The sequence below is a fragment of the Levilactobacillus angrenensis genome (assembly GCF_003946085.1).
Classification (GTDB): domain Bacteria; phylum Bacillota; class Bacilli; order Lactobacillales; family Lactobacillaceae; genus Levilactobacillus; species Levilactobacillus angrenensis.
The window spans coordinates 99,811-119,495 of record NZ_RHOB01000008.1; the positions used below are offsets into that span (position 1 = coordinate 99,811).

Annotated in this window: 17 protein-coding genes; 15 read left to right on the forward strand and 2 right to left on the reverse strand. The window is 48.7% G+C overall.

Annotation, left to right across the window (positions count from 1 at the left end):
- Nucleotides 1-25: 25 nt before the first annotated feature.
- The 13 genes from argF (at nt 26) to EKM83_RS06465 (ending at nt 14,594) form a co-directional block, all read left to right on the forward strand.
- Nucleotides 26-1,024, forward strand: coding sequence for an ornithine carbamoyltransferase (gene argF / locus EKM83_RS06405; protein ID WP_125575800.1), 999 nt, complete (start codon nt 26-28; stop codon nt 1,022-1,024).
- Nucleotides 1,025-1,038: 14 nt separating this feature from the next.
- Entirely contained in the window at nt 1,039-1,968 is a 930-nt protein-coding gene (arcC, locus tag EKM83_RS06410; RefSeq protein WP_125575801.1) for a carbamate kinase, read from the forward strand.
- 389 nt (nt 1,969-2,357) lie between these two features.
- Nucleotides 2,358-3,905 carry a YfcC family protein gene (locus EKM83_RS06415; RefSeq protein WP_125575802.1) on the forward strand — a complete coding sequence of 516 codons (1,548 nt, stop codon included), beginning with the start codon at nt 2,358-2,360 and terminating at the stop codon, nt 3,903-3,905.
- Between the two features lie 217 nt (nt 3,906-4,122).
- Nucleotides 4,123-5,091 (forward strand): aldo/keto reductase family protein, encoded by a 969-nt coding sequence (locus EKM83_RS06420; protein ID WP_125575803.1) that lies wholly within the window; start codon nt 4,123-4,125, stop codon nt 5,089-5,091.
- Between the two features lie 76 nt (nt 5,092-5,167).
- Complete coding sequence (locus EKM83_RS06425) at nt 5,168-5,824, forward strand: hypothetical protein (RefSeq protein WP_125575804.1); 657 nt, start codon at nt 5,168-5,170, stop codon at nt 5,822-5,824.
- An 835-nt stretch (nt 5,825-6,659) separates the two neighbouring features.
- Entirely contained in the window at nt 6,660-7,847 is a 1,188-nt protein-coding gene (locus EKM83_RS06430; protein WP_125575805.1) for an NAD(P) transhydrogenase subunit alpha, read from the forward strand.
- Between the two features lie 2 nt (nt 7,848-7,849).
- Nucleotides 7,850-8,164 (forward strand): NAD(P) transhydrogenase subunit alpha, encoded by a 315-nt coding sequence (locus EKM83_RS06435; RefSeq protein ID WP_125575806.1) that lies wholly within the window; start codon nt 7,850-7,852, stop codon nt 8,162-8,164.
- A complete protein-coding gene (locus EKM83_RS06440; RefSeq protein WP_125575807.1) occupies nt 8,161-9,576 on the forward strand; it encodes an NAD(P)(+) transhydrogenase (Re/Si-specific) subunit beta in 1,416 nt (471 codons plus the stop codon). Before EKM83_RS06435 ends, EKM83_RS06440 begins: the two co-directional genes overlap by 4 nt.
- A 321-nt stretch (nt 9,577-9,897) precedes the next feature.
- Nucleotides 9,898-10,272, forward strand: coding sequence for a GntR family transcriptional regulator (locus tag EKM83_RS06445; RefSeq protein WP_125575808.1), 375 nt, complete (start codon nt 9,898-9,900; stop codon nt 10,270-10,272).
- The gene (locus EKM83_RS06450; RefSeq protein ID WP_125575809.1) at nt 10,265-10,975 is read left to right on the forward strand and encodes an ATP-binding cassette domain-containing protein; all 711 of its coding nucleotides are present in this window, start codon (nt 10,265-10,267) and stop codon (nt 10,973-10,975) included. Before EKM83_RS06445 ends, EKM83_RS06450 begins: the two co-directional genes overlap by 8 nt.
- Complete coding sequence (locus tag EKM83_RS06455) at nt 10,968-11,732, forward strand: ABC transporter permease (RefSeq protein WP_125575810.1); 765 nt, start codon at nt 10,968-10,970, stop codon at nt 11,730-11,732. The genes EKM83_RS06450 and EKM83_RS06455 overlap by 8 nt, the downstream gene beginning before the upstream one ends.
- A 497-nt stretch (nt 11,733-12,229) precedes the next feature.
- Entirely contained in the window at nt 12,230-13,279 is a 1,050-nt protein-coding gene (locus tag EKM83_RS06460; RefSeq protein ID WP_125575811.1) for a proline racemase family protein, read from the forward strand.
- A 34-nt stretch (nt 13,280-13,313) separates the two neighbouring features.
- Nucleotides 13,314-14,594 carry an MFS transporter gene (locus EKM83_RS06465; protein ID WP_125575812.1) on the forward strand — a complete coding sequence of 427 codons (1,281 nt, stop codon included), beginning with the start codon at nt 13,314-13,316 and terminating at the stop codon, nt 14,592-14,594.
- Between the two features lie 48 nt (nt 14,595-14,642).
- Here the strand turns inward: EKM83_RS06465 and EKM83_RS06470 are convergent, their stop codons facing one another.
- Nucleotides 14,643-15,509, reverse strand: a complete 867-nt coding sequence (locus tag EKM83_RS06470) for a LysR family transcriptional regulator (RefSeq protein ID WP_125575813.1) — start codon at nt 15,507-15,509, stop codon at nt 14,643-14,645.
- 243 nt (nt 15,510-15,752) lie between these two features.
- On the opposite strand from EKM83_RS06470, the gene EKM83_RS06475 reads away from it, so the two are divergent.
- Nucleotides 15,753-16,853 (forward strand): alcohol dehydrogenase family protein, encoded by a 1,101-nt coding sequence (locus tag EKM83_RS06475; RefSeq protein WP_125575814.1) that lies wholly within the window; start codon nt 15,753-15,755, stop codon nt 16,851-16,853.
- 35 nt (nt 16,854-16,888) lie between these two features.
- Nucleotides 16,889-18,463 (forward strand): BCCT family transporter, encoded by a 1,575-nt coding sequence (locus EKM83_RS06480; protein ID WP_125575815.1) that lies wholly within the window; start codon nt 16,889-16,891, stop codon nt 18,461-18,463.
- 93 nt (nt 18,464-18,556) lie between these two features.
- Here EKM83_RS06480 and EKM83_RS06485 read toward each other — a convergent pair whose 3' ends face one another.
- Nucleotides 18,557-19,675 (reverse strand): ROK family transcriptional regulator, encoded by a 1,119-nt coding sequence (locus EKM83_RS06485; RefSeq protein ID WP_125575816.1) that lies wholly within the window; start codon nt 19,673-19,675, stop codon nt 18,557-18,559.
- Between the last annotated feature and the right edge of the window lie 10 nt (nt 19,676-19,685).

The window sequence follows — 19,685 nt, forward strand, 5'->3', positions numbered from 1 at the left end:
GTAAATAACAAAGGAGGAACTTACAATGTTTAATCTTCGTAACCGTAGCTTTTTAACTTTATTGGACTACACCCCTAAGGAAATGGGCTTCTTACTGCAATTAGCTGAAGACCTGAAGAAGGCCAAGTACACTGGGACGGAACAACAAAAATTAGTTGGCAAGAACATTGCGTTGATCTTTGAAAAGAGTTCCACTCGGACCCGCTGTGCGTTTGAAGTCGGTGCCCACGACCAAGGCGCCCACGTCACTTACTTAGGCCCTACTGGTACCCAAATGGGCAAGAAGGAATCAGCAGCTGATACGGCCCGGGTATTGGGCGGCATGTTCGACGGGATTGAATATCGTGGGTTCTCTCAACGGACAGTTGAAACGTTAGCTAAGTACTCAGGCGTCCCAGTTTGGAACGGCTTGACCGATGAAGATCACCCGACCCAAGTGCTGGCTGATTTCCTGACGGCTAAGGAAGTCCTGAAGAAGAACTACAGTGACATCCACTTTACTTATGTTGGTGACGGCCGGAATAACGTGGCCAACGCCTTGATGATCGGTGGCGCAATCATGGGGATGACCTTCCACCTGGTTTGCCCTAAGGAATTGAAGCCAACCAAAGAATTACGCGACAAGGTCAATGCTATCGCTGCTAAGACGGGCGCTGACATCTTGATTACCGACGACATCGACGAAGGGGTTAAGGGCTCTGACGTGCTCTACACCGACGTTTGGGTTTCCATGGGTGAACCAGACTCAGTTTGGAAAGAACGGATCGAATTACTCTCACCATACCAAATCAACAGCGACATGATGAAGAAGACGGGTAACCCAGACGTTATCTTCGAACACTGCTTGCCATCATTCCACAACGCTGAAACTGGTGTGGGTAAGGAAATTGCGGACAAGTATGGCATCACCGAAATGGAAGTCACTGACGAAGTCTTCGAAAGCGATGCATCAGTGGTCTTCCAAGAAGCTGAAAACCGCATGCACACCATTAAAGCGGTGATGGTCGCAACCTTAGGCGAATAATCGGAGGCGCACAGATGGCTAAAATTGTAGTTGCTTTGGGCGGTAACGCCTTAGGTAAATCTCCAGAAGAACAATTAAACTTGGTCAAGCACACAGCCAAATCCTTGATTGGCTTAGTAGCAGCCGGCCACAAGGTCGTTATCAGCCACGGCAATGGCCCCCAGGTCGGGGCAATCAACCTCGGCATGAATTTTGCCGCTGAACACGGCCAAACCGCCGCCTTTCCGTTCCCGGAATGTGGCGCGATGAGTCAAGGCTACATCGGCTACCATTTGCAACAGAGTCTGCACAATGAGCTGCACCGTCAAGGCATCCAAAAGGACGTGGCGGCCGTGGTCACTCAGGTGGAAGTCGACGAGAGCGACCCTGCCTTTGACCATCCCACCAAACCGGTTGGTTCCTTCTACAGCAAGGCAGACGCCGATAAAATCGTGGCAGAAAAGGGCTACACGTTCGTTGAAGATGCTGGCCGGGGTTACCGGCAAGTCGTGCCATCACCACTCCCCAAGTCCATCATTGAAATCAAGAGCATCAACGACTTGATTGAAAATGATAATTTGGTCATCGCTGGTGGTGGGGGCGGGGTGCCCGTCGTCGAAACGGCTGACGGTCTCAAGGGTGTCCCTGCAGTCATCGACAAGGATCGTTCCAGTGCCTTGCTAGCGGCTAACATTTCCGCAGACCAACTGATTATTTTGACCGCTGTGGATGATGTTTACGTCAATTACGGCAAGCCAGAACAACAAGCACTACGGGAATTGTCCAGTGCAGATGCGCAACGCTATATTGACGAAGGTCAATTTGCTCCCGGCAGTATGTTACCGAAGATCGAAGCTTGCTTAGGCTTCGTTGCTTCCGGTAACGGTCGGACGGCGCTGATCACGTCACTTGATCACCTCGACGACGCCTTAGCAGGCAAGGTGGGGACTCTGATCAAGGCCTAAGTAATTAAATTAACGGAACGTGGTCCAATCGTGCGGTGATGTTGGTGACACCCGTTCATGGACCACGTTTTTCATTTATTCAGGTAGTAGTTTGAGCTGGCCGCCTACCGTCCGCCAACTATGGGTTGGAACGCGGTGGGCGGACCGGACCAAGCCTGAGGGACGGTCTCGGCCTCGCTTTGAGCCGATGGTCCGCGTCTCAAAGACGCCAGTTTGCTAAGCGGTGAGAATCATACCGCTAAGTAAACTCCCACGGCTGAACCCATATTTGGCTGACGCAGGCTCCTGGTTTCACTAATTTAGCAGGCAGAACACTGTCGTTCCGCGAATTACTGCGTCAATGCTATTTTTAATTTTTAAGCGTCAAATCACTTAAAGGGGTGAACTTAATGGATGCATCAGTAGAACCAAAACCCAAAAAGAAATTCAAATTAAGAATGCCCGGCGCGTTTGTCATTTTATTCATTCTGACCATCGTCGCCGTGTTTGCGACCTGGGTCATTCCGGCCGGTTCGTATTCTAAGCTATCATATAGCGGCTCGCAACTCCAAATTTCGCGGCCATCCGGAAAGACGGTCAAGGTCCCCGCTACCCAAGAACAGCTGGATAAGCTGGGGGTTAAAATCAATATCAAAGAATTTACTTCCGGGGGCATCACCCAGGAAGTCTCGATTCCCAATACTTATCACCGGTTGAAGCAGCGGCCGGCGGGACTGGGCGCCATCACCAGCAGTATGGTGCGGGGGACCATTGAAGCCGTCGATATCATGGTATTCATCTTCGTATTGGGGGGCCTGATTGGCGTGGTTAAAGCCAGTGGGGCCTTCGAATCCGGCTTGATGGCCTTAACGAAAAAGACTAAGGGCCACGAGTTTATGTTAATTTTCATGGTGTCCATCCTAATGGTTCTGGGTGGGACACTCTGTGGGATTGAAGAAGAGGCCGTGGCCTTTTACCCGATTCTGGTACCCATCTTCATTGCGATGGGGTATGACTCAATCGTCTGTGTGGGGGCCATCTTCCTCTCCAGTTCGGTTGGGACAGCCTTCTCGACGATTAATCCGTTCTCCGTTGTTATCGCCTCCAATGCGGCTGGTATCAACTTTACTGAAGGGATTAGCTGGCGGATCGGTGGCTTGGTCGTTGCGGCCATCTTCGTTATCTTCTACCTGCACTGGTACAGTAAGAAGGTCAAGGATACGCCATCGTTCTCCTACACTTACGAGGACAAGAGTTCCTTTGATAAAATGTGGTCCGTGGCCTCTGATGACACCAGCAATCAGGAATTTACATTGCGCAAGAAGATTATCCTGATTCTGTTCGTGATCACCTTCCCAATCATGGTCTGGGGTGTGATGTCACAAGGTTGGTGGTTCCCAACCATGGCCTCCTCATTCCTGCTGTTTGCGATTATCATCATGTTCATGACCGCAACCGGTAAATATGGCATCGGTGAAAAGGGCGTCGTGGATGCCTTTACTAACGGGGCCGCTAGTCTGGTCGGGGTTTCCCTGATCATTGGCTTGGCCCGCGGGATTAATTTGGTTATGAATGAAGGGATGATCTCAGATACCATCCTGCAATACTCCTCATCGTTGGTCGCGCACGTGAGTGGTTCAGTCTTCATCATTGTCATGATGCTGATCTTCTTCGTCCTGGGCTTTATCGTGCCATCTTCATCTGGATTAGCGGTGCTGGCCATGCCAATCTTTGCGCCACTGGCCGATACGGTCGATATTCCGCGGTTCGCCGTGGTTACCGCCTACCAATTTGGGCAATACGCAATGCTCTTCTTGGCGCCAACTGGTTTGGTGATGGCAACGCTGCAGATGCTAGACATGAAGTATTCGCACTGGTTCAAATTCGTTTGGCCAGTCGTTGCGTTCGTGCTGGTCTTCGGGGGCGCTATCCTGGTCATGGAAGTCCTGCTGAGCTAGCGGTTACGACCAACTATCACAGTCTCAGAATTATTTCAATCAACGGGAAAGTCGACTTGCGGGTCGGCTTTTTTGCTGGCATTGGGGTGAAAGTGGACGGCTCGTTCGGGCCATGATTAATTGCTTCATAAATTACGCGCCACCGCTGCATAAAACTGCTAAACTAAAACTATCAGCGAAAATAAAGCGTTTACATAATTTCAAGGAGGATTCATTCATGAAGTATCGGCATTTAGGTAAATCTGGGTTACGCGTCAGTGAATTGGCATTGGGCAGTTGGATGACTGACGTTAGCGATAGCGCCAAGCAGGACCTGGCGGCACAGAGCATCAAGTTGGCTTATGAGAAAGGCATCAACTTTTTTGACTGTGCAGATGCCTACAGCGGTGGGGCGGCCGAACGGTTCTTAGGGAAGACACTCAAGCAATTTCCACGGAAAGAACTGGTTGTTTCCAGCAAGGTCTTTTTCCCGACTGGCGATGGCGTCAATGACCGCGGCCTATCACGCAAGCACATCACAGAATCCGTGGACCAATCGTTGACCAATCTTCAAACGGACTATCTGGACCTATATTTCTGCCACCGGTTTGACCCGGAAACGCCGCTAGCAGAAACGCTGAGTACCCTCAGCGGCCTGGTCGACCAAGGTAAAATTTTGTACTACGGCGTCAGTGAATGGCGGCCGGTGCAGATTTTAGAAGCACAACTGATCATTCAAGAACGCGGCCTGCACCCGCTGACGGTGGTTCAGCCGCAATACAACATGTTTGACCGGTACGTTGAGCATGAATTACTGGATGTTTGCGAGAAGCTCGGCTTAGGCGTCGTGCCATTTTCGCCGCTGTCCCAAGGTTTGTTGACCGGGAAATACCGCAAGGGCCAACCAATCCCAGCCGGTTCTCGGGCCACGTATCAGGGGCAAATCAAGGCCCTGTTGACGGATGACAATCTGGATAAGGTTGAAGAACTCATCAAAATGGCGCAAGAACTGGACACCGACTTGGCGACGTTTGCCTTGGCCTGGGGCTTACGTGACTCGCGGATTTCCAGCTTGATTACTGGTGCCAGCAAGCCCGCACAACTGCAAAATAACTTGAAGGCGTTAGACCTGGAGATTCCAGCCGAGTATTACCAACGGATTGATCGGCTGTTTGGGTTTAAGAAATTTTCCCGGCAGATTGGGTAGAGTTGGGCTGTACCACTCCGTGTGGTATGCTTATTAATCGTAAGCACCCGTGACACGGGGAAAGGGAGGGACCACTTTGGCTTTAACGACCGCCAAAAATTATTTATTACTCACAGAAGGCATTGACCGGCGACCGCGATTGCGAACTCGGTTCACCACGCAGGCCTACCTGGTATTAGCCGCTGTGCTGGACCTGGTGGATCAAGGCGTTTTGGCCGTGACCGGTGACCAAATGACGATTGCTGACCCGGCGCGCTTTGATCAGTTGCCGCAGTATTTAAACGCCTTCAAGATTCGCCTCAAGTCGGACTTGGCGCAGGATGCGCAGTTGAAAACTGCACTGAAACTGGTGACTAGCTGGGATATCGTGAATGCACTTTACGATGGCTTGGGCGCCCAGACACTCGCCGAGCAAACGACAGAGCGAGTGATTTTTCAAAATAATCTGAAGCCCCACGTCATCTACGTCCCCACGGACACCAGTCGTAATCAGGTGCGCACCGCCTTGCTACAGCAACTGTCGACGACGAACCCGACCGCGGCTGCCTGGAATCTATATGAGATTTTAGCGCAACAGCAGGCCTTAACGTGGGTCTTTTCCGCTGACCAGCAACGGCGACTAAAGACGGCCGTTGCTCAGCAGCCAGGCAATCCCACGGTCCAACTACTGGTTGCCCAGGCCGGTGAAATTATTCAAGCCAAAAAGTTTGAAATGGATGGCTGGTTGAGTTAAATGATTAAAGGGCGAAAGTAGACTTAACATGTTGATTCCTGGAATGACACTAGTGAAACCAGGAGCCTGCGTCAGCCAGGGTTCCGTCTGCTAGGGGGAACACCTCCAGCCTGAGGAGCGGTCTTCCGGTTCGCTTGAAAGCCTGGCAGAATTCGCCAGGCTCTCAAGTCGTCCCACGCTGTAGGCTGAGACAAAACCTCAGCCAACACCGTCGACACAGCTGGCTCCACCCTGGCTGCCTCCGGCGGGGTTAGTAATCGTCAACAACATTGTGTTAGTCAAAGACTGGTTACCAATTTAGCTGCAACTTGGAACTAAATCAACTGTGACTAGAACGCACTTTAGTAGCCGAGAGTCCGTCAACTATGGGTTCAGCCGTGGGAGTTGTCTTAGCGGTGTGATTCATGCCGCTTAGACAACTGGCGTCTTTGAGACGTGATTTTCGGCTCAAAGCGAGGCCGAGACCGTTTCTCAGGCTCGGTCCGGTCCGCCCACCGCGTTCCAACCCATAGTTGGCGGACGGTAGGCGGCCAGCTCAAACTACGAAGCTGTAAACGACTAATCTTTACGCCCTGAGTCGCGTGGTGACAATGTTTTTTGCTGGTTTTCGGCTTTCAATCTTGAGTTAAATCTGCTGTCAAGTAAAGATTCTTCGTTATAATCACGAAGAATCTTTTTTTATCGGGTAAATGGTCCAGAAGGTTGACAGGTCGCGAAATAACCGCGTTGGACGGTATCCTTATTAACTGGTTAATTATGCCGGTTAGACTTGTTTTAGCCCGGCTGGGGACCTATGATGGAATTGTGAAGTAATTCTCAAAAGGAGATGGGTGGCATGTCATTAACGATTGCTGCTTTACGGGAAGCCCCGGGAGAAAACCGGGTCGCACTCTCGCCAGAAGTCGTACGTAAATTGGTAAAAGGTGAGTTTCAAGTCTTGATCGAATCAGGAGCCGGTGACCGGTCATTTTACCCGGACGCGGTCTTTGAAGCGGCTGGTGCCAAGATTTGTGACCGGCAAGCCGCAATTCAAGGGGCCGATGTCTTGGCCACGATTGGCCAGCCAGGTAAGGATGTGACTGATCAACTCAAAGCCGGGCAAACGCTGCTGGGTTTGCTGCAGCCGTTAACGGATTTGGACTATGTGCAAGAGTTAGCGGATAAGAAAATCAATGCGCTAGCGTTTGAACTCCTGCCCCGGACCGTTTCGCGGGCACAAACCATGGATGTCTTGAGCTCGCAAGCCAGTGTGGCTGGTTACAAGGCGGCCTTGCTAGCGGCGGACCGTTTCTCGCGGTATTTACCAATGATGATCACTGCCGCCGGGACCGCCAAGCCCACCAAAGTCTTGGTGCTCGGAACCGGGGTCGCGGGCCTGCAAGCCATCGGGACGGCCAAACGGTTAGGCGCGATGGTGTCCGGCTACGACATTCGGCCCGCTTCTCGTGGTGAAGTCGAATCATTGGGGGCCACGTTCCTAACGACTTCCGTCTCCGCCACTGGTGAAGGCGGCTATGCCCGGGCCTTGACGCCAGAAGAAACGGCACAACAACAGGCCGAACTGGCCGAATTCATTGCGCAAAATGACGTCATCATTACTACGGCGCAAGTGCCTGGACGGCGGCCACCATTGCTGGTCACCCAAAAGTCAGTGGACGAAGCCAAGGCAGGCACGCTGTTCATTGATTTGGCGGCTAGCGAATTGGGCGGAAACGTGGCCGGGTCACAGCCAGATAAGACCGTGACGACAGCCAAACAAGCCCAAATCATTGGGGCTGGTGACATGGCCAGCCAACTGCCCGCTTCCGCCTCTGACATGTTTGCCAAGAACGTGCAGGCGGTGCTCAATGCCATTATCCAGGACGGTAAATTGGTGCTGGATGTCGATGACGAGGTGGTCGGTGAATTGCTGGCGACGACCAATGGTGAGATTATCAGTAGTCGGGTCCGGCAAGCCATGAAACTACCCGACCGGCAACCGGCCAAGCCGGCAGAATCAACTGATAGTAAAGGAGTTGATTAGCCATGAGTCAGGAATTATTTACAAATTTAGCCATTTTTGTCTTAAGTCTATTAGTGGGGTTTGAAGTCATGAGTAAAATCCCGGCGACCTTACAAACGCCCATGATGTCTGGGGCCAACGCGATTCACGGGGTCGTCGTAGTCGGGGCCTTCGTCATTGCGGCGGAAGCCAACAGCGCGTTATTTTACGTCTTGGCGTTTCTCGGCGCCTTCTTTGCCGCGGTCAACGTGGCTGGTGGTTACACCGTGACCGACCGAATGTTGGGCATGTTTGACCGGAAACCAGCTGCGAAGAAGGGGGAGGCTGAGCAGAAATGAGTGCGCTACAAACGATTTCTTCTTTAATCTATCTAATTTCAGCGGTCTGCTACGTCTTAGGGGTCCACTTGATGCGCTCCCCAAAGACTGCACGACGGGGAAATGGCCTGTCTGCGGTCGGGATGTTTTTGGCCGTCATCACGATTATCGTGACGATTATTGTTGAAGGCAAAATTGATCCGATTGGCTGGGTCGTCTTGCTAGTCGGCCTGGCATTGGGGATTTTGTACGGGGTCGTCAAAGCACGCAAGGTGCCGATGACCGACGTGCCCCAACTGGTCAGCCTCTTTAACGCCGTGGGTGGCGGGGCCGCTGCCACGATTGGGATCTTCGATTACCTCCTGAAGGGGGACGGGGCCGCTTTGAGCGTGGCCTTCTCCCTACCAGTTTTACTGGACGTTATCATCGGGGGCATCACGTTCTCCGGGTCATTGATCGCCACGGGCAAGTTATCCGGTCACGTTTCCGGGAAGCCGATTAGTTTTCCGGGCGCGCGGCTGTTAAATGTGATCGTCGTGCTGGCGATTTTAGTTTCGGCTTATCTGATGATTGGCTTGCCAACCAACGTGTGGTACGTGACCTTGGCCTTGGTCATGAGTTTGGTCTTTGGCCTGCTGATGACTTTACCAATTGGTGGGGCCGACATGCCAGTCGTCGTTTCACTGTTAAACGCCTTTACCGGGTTGGCCGTCGCCTTTGCCGGGTTCGTTATCAACAACCAAGTCTTGATTATTGCCGGGGCCTTAGTCGGGGCTGCCGGGACCATCCTGACCTTACAAATGGCGGATGCCATGAACCGCTCCGTAGCCAATATCTTGGCTGGGGGCTTCGGAACTGATGATAGCGACAGTGGTGCCGCAGCGGCTGATGTGCCGGTCGACGTGAAAGAAACGTCTGCCGACGACATTGGCCTGCAACTGGCCTACGCCCACAGTGTCATGATCGTGCCGGGCTACGGATTGGCCGCAGCGCAAGCCCAACACGAGGTTGCTGAGTTGGCCAAGGTCTTGACGGACCAAGGCATCGTGGTCAATTACGCGATTCACCCAGTGGCTGGGCGGATGCCTGGACACATGAACGTGTTGCTGGCCGACGTCAACGTACCTTATGAACAAATGAAGCAGTTGGACGATGCCAACCCAATGTTTGAAAGCACCGACGTTTCGCTGGTCATCGGGGCCAACGATGTCACGAACCCATTAGCTCGTGAAAGTGGCAACGCCATTTCCGGGATGCCAATCTTGGACGTCGATAAATCCAAATCAGTCGTCGTCATCAAGCGTTCCATGAGTACCGGGTACGCTGGCGTGCAAAACCCACTGTTCGCGATGGACAACACGCAAATGTTCTTCTCCGATGCGAAGAAGGGGCTGCAAGAAATCGTCGCGGCGACGAAGCAGTATCTGGCTTAGTCAATTGATGAATCCATTGCCTACGAACGCTAGGGGTTCTGCCTGCTAGGGGGAACGCCGCCAGCCTGAGGAGCGGTTCAATACTTTCTTGTGTCTGGGACCCGTGCCAACGGTAGGCGGTCATCGGCAACGTTGTTGAGGGTTAAATCCAAGTATTCCAGTAAAAAACGTGTGCCAACAAAATTTGTCTGAGACGACAAACGCTGTTGGCACACGTTTTTTCTGGCCTATCTTTCAAATTTACTGGGGGAGCGGGTTGTCAGACCTGTGTACTCATGTTATAGTGTACTAGTAAAATATAACACTAGGGAGGCGGGACAAATGAAATTTGATGATAAGGTGCCAATTTATTACCAGATTAAGAATTATCTTTATCATGAAATGATGACCGGTCAGCTGAAACCCGGGGATAAGTTGCCGGCAGTTCGCCAGCTAGCGGTAGATCTCACGGTCAACGTCAACACGGTCCAGCGAGCACTCGGGGAAATGATTACGGAAAATATTTTGGAATCCAAACGGGGCAAGGGAAATTTTGTCACGACGGACGAGCAGCGCATCACCCAGTTAAAGGAGCATTTGGTCATGGAGCAGTTGGAGCGAGTCTACGAACAATTACATGCATTGAACTTAACCGATGAACAAATCATCGATAGCTTGAAACGATTTATTGCACAAAGGGGGCAACAAGATGACTAACGTCTTAACCATCAATCAACTCACTTATAAGCACAACCTGAAAACCATTTTGAACGACATTGATTTGACCTTGGAAACGGGTAAAATCGTCGGCTTGCTGGGTGAAAACGGCGCCGGGAAGACGACCTTGATGCGGTTGATTACCGGTAGTGCCAAGGGTGCCGGCACCATTACCGTGTGCGGTGACAGCGTGACGGCCCACCACAAGGGCCACGTCAGCTTCACTGAACAACTCCGTGGTTTTAAGAGCAACACGCGGGTCGACCGCGTCGCTAATTTTTATCGGCTAGTCTACCCTGACTTCGATGGCCAACGCTTCGAAGAGCTGGTTACCTTCCTGCAGATTGACACCAGCCTGAAGCTAGGGGCGCTGTCCAAGGGGATGAAGGAAAAGGTGGTCATCGCCTTGACCCTAGCGCGGCAAACGCAACTGTATCTGCTGGATGAACCGTTTAGTGGGATTGATTCCATGAGCCGCAAGAAGATTATTAGCAGCATTATCAAATGGAAACCGGCGGACGCCACCATGGTCATTTCCGACCATTACGTGTCTGAGATCGCGCCGATTCTAGACGAAGTGGTCATCGTCAAGGACCAAACGATTTACGCGCACAAGGCCAGCGATGCCATTCGGGAAGAGTTCGGCATTGGCATCGAAGCTTACTACGAGAGTTTGTATGAAGGAGGCGTCAGCCATGACTAGTTTTGGAAAAGTCTTTCAAGTGATGAGTCGCGACCGATTCCGGACCATCAATAAAATTATTTTGGTCGAACTGGCCGTCATTGCTGGGACGCTACTGTGGAGCGTGGCGACGCGCGGCATTCAAAGCGGCGAGTTCTTCGGCGCAACCATGTCCTGGTCGGTGCCGGCGCTCTTCGCGGCCATCATTCTCATGAGTGTTGCCAACGAACACGTTTATACCCGCGACACTTACCGATTGATTCCAATTGGGGAAACGAAACTATATACCACGAATTTGTTATCATCATTGCTCATGTTCCTTTACTTCAGTGTGATTCAAGTCGTCCTGTACGCGATTACGAGTACGATCGACGCCAAGTTCTTAAGTAGTTTATTTGCGGATCTCATGAACCCCCATTATCCGCTGGGCGAGGCCATCAAGATCGTCATTGGCCTGGAGCTGATGGGCCTGGCACTAGTTATCCTTAGCTGGACCACGATTTCTTTGGTCCACCTAGTTGTCAGTGCCACCAACAATTTCCTGCCTAATGTCAGTCGGCGGGCCGTTGACACCGTGCTCTATATCGTTGTCATCTACCTGGTCGTGCGAGTAGCGGCCTTCATATTCCATGAGTTCAATAACTTGAGCGGCATGATGAGTGCTGGTATGCAAACCCAGTTTATCGTGAACATTGTGGGTATCCTCGTGGTTGCCGCAATCGAGGCAGTAATCAACGTGGTCCTGCTGAAGAAGTGGGTTGAAACGATTCCGAATTAATCAGTAGAATAGAAATTGCTAAACGATAGTGGAAACGGCTGCCTTTTGGCGCACGTTTCGGCCATTTAAATTGACGCATAAGGGTCTGGGATGTTTTATCCCAGGCCCGTTTTTGTGGGTGAATGGTTTTTTAAAGTGATGTTTGAAATTAGTGAAAAATTTTAAATTGCTGTGCATGTAACGAAAGTACGGAATCGGGTCTTCTTGTAGGATTATGCACGAGTTCAATAGAAATTATTTTCTAAAGAAACTAGATACGTGTGCGTCAGTACTAGGTATTCAATTTTTTTGAATGGAGTATCCATTTTTATTTGATTGAATATTCACAATATAAGCATAATAATAGGGTTGTACGAGAGATTGAAGCTTTAATCTATAAAAATTGTTCTTTGAAGGGAGTTGGAATAGAAGAAGTAAACGTAGCAATGAAAGCGCAAACATCGAATGGTGATTGATAATTGGTTATCAGTAAATCCAAAGAAAGAAGTGAATGTGAAATGGCTTTCAAGAGAATGTTTGATTCAGTTGAGTGTCACGAAGGTGAACCAATGCGGGTTATTACGAGTGGTGTGCCTACAATTCCTGGAGATTCTGTGTATGAGATGGAAGAATGGCTGAAGAAAAATGATGATCAAGTCCGTCTATTGATGCTACGCGAACCTAGAGGTATTCCAGCCACATGTGCAAACTTGATCGTGCCTGCTAAAAATCCCAAGGCCAAGGCAGGTTATATCATTATGGAACAAACGGAATATCCAATGATGAGTGGGGGCAATACAATTGCGGTTGCCACCGCTTTACTAGAAACTGGCCAAATTTTAATGACAGAACCAGTCAGTGAATTCGATTTGGAAGCGCCTGCTGGCTTGATTCACATTAAAGCTGACTGTAAAAACGGCAAAGTAACCCGTGTCACCTTTAAGAATGTTCCGGCCTTTCCAGTATACTTAGACAAAGAAATTGACGTACCACACTTAGGAAAGGTCAAAGTTGATATTGCTTGGGGTGGGATGTTCTATTGCTGTATTGATGCAACGCAATTCGAAGGCTTGCATCTGGTACCAGAAATGGGGAGTGAAATTGCTAAAATTTCCTCGTTAGTGACGACAGCAGCAATCGATCAATTGCCGGTTAACCACCCTGACTATCCAGGAGTTGGTATTACATTGTCAATGATGCATGAGCCATCAGATGATCCTGATGTTTATATGCGTACTTCCAACTGGTACCCAACTGGCAAAGTTGATTTTGATAAGCCAGAGACTTGGAAGGGTGCCCTAGACCGAGGTGTCTGTGGTACTGGGACTTGTGCCCTAATGTCGATTGAGCATGCCAAGGGACGCTTGAAATTAAATCAACCGTTCATTAACGAAGGTTTGCTAGGAATTCGATTTGAAGGTCGGGCCATTGAAGATACCGAGATCCACGGTCATAAAGCTATTGTGCCTACTGTGGGTGGACAATGCTGGATTTATGGATTTAACAAGTGGGTCTTGGATGATACGGATCCGTTCCAAAACGGCTTTACCATCGGTGATATTTGGTGAGCAATTAAAACCCTGATGGGAGGAGCGATGCTGTTTGGAACTATCAAAATTATCTTCGTTTAGAAAATGGCTAATGATTGGACTACTAGCATTCTTCGGTCGAGCGATTGCCAACGTTCCTTACTTACGCGAAGTGTATTATGATCAGATTATTAGCGCACTGCACATTACGAACACACAGCTGGGATTGCTGTCTAGTGCGGTGGGAATCGCTAGTTTAGTTGGTTACTTTTTTGGTGGCTTTTTGGCCGACAGAATTAGTTCGAAGAAAATGATTATGGTCTCTGGTGTTGTCGGGGGATTATTCTCTCTGTGGTACATGGCTCTGCCGTCTTTTCCCATTTTATTATTGATTCATGCTGTATTAGCCTTAGATGGCACGCTGATTTTCTGGGCAGCGTATGTCCGGATTATTCGGATATTAGGGGGTAGTGAAGGACAAGGGAAATATTATGGCTTTGCGGAAGGTATTCGTGCAGGGTTTGGTATTCTTCTTCCCATTACCACGACATTTATTTTGGCGCAATTTGTGAATGTTAAGCTGGGAATGAAGTCAGTCTTATTATTTTATGCAATTTGTTACTTTGCGACTAGTATCTTGGCAGCTTTCGTCTTGGTTGATGTTCGTGAAGATACCCAACCAGATCAGCCGCAGGCCAAAATAACTAAGGCAGACTATGTTGCGCTATTAAAAACGCCAGGACTATGGCTAGTCTCGTTCTTAATTTTTGGCACTTACTTAGTCTTTTCACTTCAGTCGTACACGACGCCCTATTTGACAGGAATGGGAGTCTCAAATGGTGTTGTCAGTATGGTGGCAACGTTCCGCTCCTACGGGGTTGGTGTGATTGCTATGCCGCTGTTTGGAATCATGGCAGATAAGTGGCTGAAGTCCTCAGCCAAAGCTTGTGTGATTGGCATGACGTTGCTATTGCCATGTGCGCTAGCGATGCTATTTATCCCTAAGTCTGCACCAGTGGTTATCATCATAATGACCTTAGCTATTGGATTCTTAGCTAGTGGCACGCGCGGCGTTTACTATGCCACGCAAGATGAAGCACGGATTCCGGTTACGATGACGGGGACTGCAGCTGGCATCATTTCTACTATTGGATTTTTACCTGATGCATACGTCTTTACGCAAGTTGGTGCTTGGCTGGATAAGTATCCGGCTACGCAGGCTTATCATATGATTTGGATTTACATGGCAATCGGTTGTTTAATTGCCATCGCTGCTGGTGGGGGCATTCTGTGGCTAGCCCTTCATCAGGGAACCAAGGTTAAGTCTAATGTTCAGACGCAGGATATTGCATAGTCAGTAAAAAGCACCACTCTAGATTTTCTAGGGTGATGCCTTTGCTGGTTATGCAGGGATTGTGGCGAGGGAAACTTTGCTGCGAATCAACTGACCAAGACGCTGAACAATATCTCGATGTGTCTGATCCTTGCTAGTTAGTCCGACTTTCAGTGTGAACGGACAGTCGATTAAGTCAGTGGAGAGAATACGCATGTCAGTGGTAATGAGCGATTCGGGAAGTAAGGAGACGGCCACACCAGCTTGTACCGCTGAAGCAATGTTATCCATCATGGTGCTTTTAAATACCACTTTAAAGTTAGCGTCAGTTTTTTTCAGACATCTTAAGGAGTAGTTATTCACAATGCAATTATCTGAGAATAGCGCAACTGGGAGGGATTGGGATGCGTCAAGAGTTAGATCATGACTAGCTACCCAGAACATTTTTTCTTCCCAGAGGGGGTAATCGTCTGAATATTGCGGTTCCATAGCAACTAAGGAGATGTCAACTTTCCCTTCTGCCATTTGTTTTCGTAAGATACGGCTACGGGAGGCAACAATGTCAAAATTGTAATTGTTAAATTCTTGCTTGATTGTCGGATAGACTTTTTTGACGAGAAAGTCAACATAATCTGTGGGAACGCCAAGAGTGAGGGCGCCTTGCCAATCAACATTGCTCAGTGAATTGAATGCGGAATCATTTAGCTCTAAGATTTGTTGGGCGTATTTATACAGCGTTTCACCGGCCTGAGTCAGTGTAAGGGTATCTTTTTCCCGAATAAAAAGGGGTTCGCCCACTTGCTCCTCCAATTTTTTGATCTGTGTACTGACAGAAGAGTGAGAACGGTAGACCATTTCAGCTGTCACATTAAACTTTTTAGTTTCAGCGGCAATGACGAAGGTATTCAAGTATTCGAGATTAAAGCGTTCTTGCATTCTATCAAATCCTTTTATGTTTTCGAGTTCCTTGTGCAAATCGTAGCATATAATCATTGCTACTTCAACGTTTAGTGAAAGCGTTTTAATTTATTGAACTCTAGGTTCATTATCATTTGATTGTCACTGAGCATGAGGAGCATATAATCGAAGATGGAAATACAAGTTAGGGATGCGCATCCGATAGCTGTATTGAGATTTAATTAATTTTGTGAATTCTTGAGCTACTAGGAGGAAATGAACATGACTGATATTCCAGAAAAAATGAGCGGTGTTTACTTAACGGGTAATGGTGGTTTTGATAAATTAGAGTACCGAGAAGATATTCCAGTGCCAACCCCTGAAGCCGGTGAAGTCTTGGTTAAAGTCGGTGCAGCTGCGGTCAACAACACGGATGTTAATACGCGGACTGGTTGGTATAGTAAGAAGGTTAAAGAGGAAAGTAATGCCGGTGGCGTCAAAGGGTTCAAAGAAGACGTTCATGAAGATGGTACTTGGCTGGGTGAAGCCATGCATTTCCCACGTATCCAAGGGGCAGATGGCAGTGGCATTATCGTTGCGGTTGGGGATGGTGTCAGTTCTGATCGAATTGGACAACGTGTCTTGATTCGGACGATGCAAGAGCTACCGGCTAGTGATGAGGGCTTGGAATGCATTACGTTTGGTTCTGAATGTGATGGTAGCTTTGCGGAATACACCAAGACCTTGTCATCAGAAGCATTTGAAATTCATTCAGATCTAAGTGATGGAGAATTGGCGACTTTCCCATGTTCATATTCAACGGCAGAAAACTTAGTGGTTCGGGTTGGCGTGAACAAGGGTGACGTTGTTTTAGTCACCGGAGCTTCTGGAGGTGTTGGCTCAGCACTGGTTCAATTAGTTAAGATTCGCGGTGCTAAGGTCATTGCCGTTTGTGACCCAGGGCAAGAAGATCGGGTCAAGGGTTATGGCGCTGATGAGATTCTGCTACGTGGTGATAGCTTTGTTGAGAAGATTGGCAAGATGAAGGTAGACGTTGTTTTGGACATGGTGGCGGGTCCACAATGGCCGGAATTGTTGGAAGTCTTGAAGAAAGGCGGCAAATATGGCGTCGTTGGTGCTATTGGTGGGCCAATGGTGGACTTAGATGTACGTAACCTGTACTTGAAAGACTTGAGTTTATTTGGGAGCACCTATCAGACTAAAGAAGCCTTCACGAACTTAATTAGCTATATTGAGAAAGGTCAAATTAAGCCAGTCGTTGCTAAAGAATTCCCATTGAAGGATATCGTTAAAGCACAAAAAGTCTTTCTTTCCAAGACGTTAGTCGGTAAGATTGTTTTGAACGTGAACCCCCAAAACTAGAAAAGATTAGCTGATGTTCAGAAAGGTGTAGGCATATGCGGCTCAAACAACGGCTTAAACTCATACGCAAATTCATAGACCTCAAAGTGTTTTTAGTTCCAGCAGTTTTAGTTTTGTTGGTTATTGTAGCGGGGGTATTTTATCATAAGCAATTTGGACAATTGGTAAATGCAACCTTTCAATGGTCACAACGGTATTTTAGCTGGCTCTATGCATTGGTTACCTTTAGTTTTATCCCGTTTTGTGTGTGGGCAGCCTGGGGCAAGCAAGGTCAAATTCGGTTGGGGGGCAAGCAAGCTCAACCTAGTATGTCAATGGCAACTTGGATTTCGATTACGTTTACCTCAGGCATGGCTCTAGGCGTTGTCTTCTACGGTGTTAGCGAAGGACTGACGAATTATATGACGCCGCCGCCCTTTACGCACTTACTGCCGCATAGTGCTGCCGCTGCCGAAACCGCACTACAGTATGTATACTTGCACTGGGGATTTCAGGCTTATGGTATTTACACGGCAGCGGGTCTGTGCTTCGCCTTTGCACTGTGGAATTTGAAACAGAAATTCGCGCTTAATTCGGCATTACAGCCATTGTTGCATGAACAAGCAAATGGCTGGATGGGTCAGCTAGTCAATTGGTTGTGCCTATATGTCCTGGTGGCCTCACTGGGAACCAACGTTGGTTTAGGGACATTGCAGTTATCAACGGGATTTCGCTATATGACTAAGTTGGCAATTAAGCCGTTGGTGTTACAGATCCTTATCATTGCCATATTGGGCATAATCGGTATCTACGCGGCCTGTTCCGGTATTCACCGGGGTATCAAGTTAGTCAGTAACATTAACATGAGTGTTTTCGCAACGTTACTGGCTTGGGCGTTTATCTTTGGTGGATCCGTGTTCATCTTAAATAATACGTTGTCTTCAATTGGCGGCTATCTGAATAATTTTGTTGAAATGGGATTATATTTAGAACCTGTGAAACAGACGGGATGGGTAGCCAAAAATACAATTTATTATTGGGCTTGGTGGACAACAGTAGCACCAATCACGGGCTTGTTTTTGGCTCGGTTGGCTAGGGGACGAACGATTCGTCAGTTTGTGTTGGTCAATTTGCTAGTGCCAGTTGGGTTCATCTTCATTTGGTTTGGAACGTTTGGTTCATCAGCCATTTTTACTCAGATGCATCATGTTGATATCTGGCGTGATTTGCAGACGAAAGGTTATCCGGTGGCATTCTTCGCTTACCTGAACACGTTACCTTGGGGGAATTTGATGATGATTCTGGGATTGATTGCGGTGATTCTCTCATTCGTAACTCAGTACGAATCAATGATTTATTCAATTGCTGAGATGTCAGTAAATCAATCGGAGCTGTTGCCAAATGATCATCGGGTCAATTATCTGAAGATATTTTGGGGCATAGCGATGTCATTGATGGGATTCATCCTGATTCAGTCAGGCGGGCTAACCACAGTTCAGACGTCGGTGGTTGTTCTTGGAATTCCGATTCTCTTGATTCTGGTTGCCTATGTTGTTGGGTTTATCAGGGCAATCAGAAGGTATGATGAAACAGTGGTTGCAATCAAGTGTGTGGACGACGCTAAAAAATAAATCGGCTTTGTCGCGGGCACCGGTAAGGCTGACGTTAAAAACGACCACCGAATTTTTCTCGGTGGTCGTTTTTAACGTATTGGTAAGTTGCTGCTAAATGTCTTGTAGCTGTTGCCGGATTGCTGGGATTGCTGCCCCAATCGCAACGGCGTGATTGCTGACGGTTCCCAGTCGTAGATAACTTTCTGTTTCGGGAAAGACGGAGCGTTTTTTCAAACGTTGCTTAAGGTCAGCTAGATTTTCCGCAGTCAGATGCTTAGTTAGTCCGCCAGCGATAACGAGTGGAATGTCAACGAACATATGAAGGTTGTAAATGGCTGCTGACAGGTAATCTAAGTATTGATCAAAGCGTTGACTGATGGCCGGAACACCTTGGGCGAGCTGTTCAAAGAAACTCGTGCATGACTCATCTTCCTGGAGCAGGGAGCTTAAAGAGCAGTAGGTTTCAATGCAACCACGACGTCCGCAGTAGCAGACGGGGCCACTCGATGCGTTGAGCGTAATGTGTTCCATGGTGCCATTACGGCCACTGGGGCTGTTCAGCATGCGGCCGTTCACGATCACTGCGGTTCCAATGTGCTCGCCAATCGACAAGAATATCCCATCTGTGGGGTGCTGGCTGTATTCAGCACGAGCCACGCAGTCTGCGTCATGGTAGAAGGTGACTGGGAAGGGAAGATACTGTGCAAAAGTAGCGGCCTTCATACCAGTACAATTGAGAATTTTCCCATAGAGAATCGTGGTGCCATCACCATCGATTAAGCCTTGAATACCAATGCCAACGTGAGAAATCTGGTTTTGACTAAAGCCGTGTTCTTGGACTAGGGCTAAAATAGCTTGTGCCAAGGCTTGCGCGTACTGATCGTCGTTGGCGAAGTCTAGATTGCTGGTCTGCAGGGCCATGACCTCATTTTTTAAGTTAAGTACGGCCAGCGTTGCCCGGTGTGCAAAGATTTCAACACCGATACTTAGGCTGACGTTGGGGTCAATGGTGTAGGCAGTGGCCCGGCGACCAATGAGTGATTTCAATTGCCCATTTTTTACGATTAATTTTTGTTCGGTTAATTTTTGCAAGTTAGAGCTAACCGTGGGAAGGCTTAAGTTCAGCTGATCCGCGATGTCTTGCTTAGATAATTTTTCATTGTCGTAGAGCAAATGGTAAATGTCTGAGTAGTTTGAATGTTTGATGGATTGCATGTTACTGGTACTCATAGCTAACTCC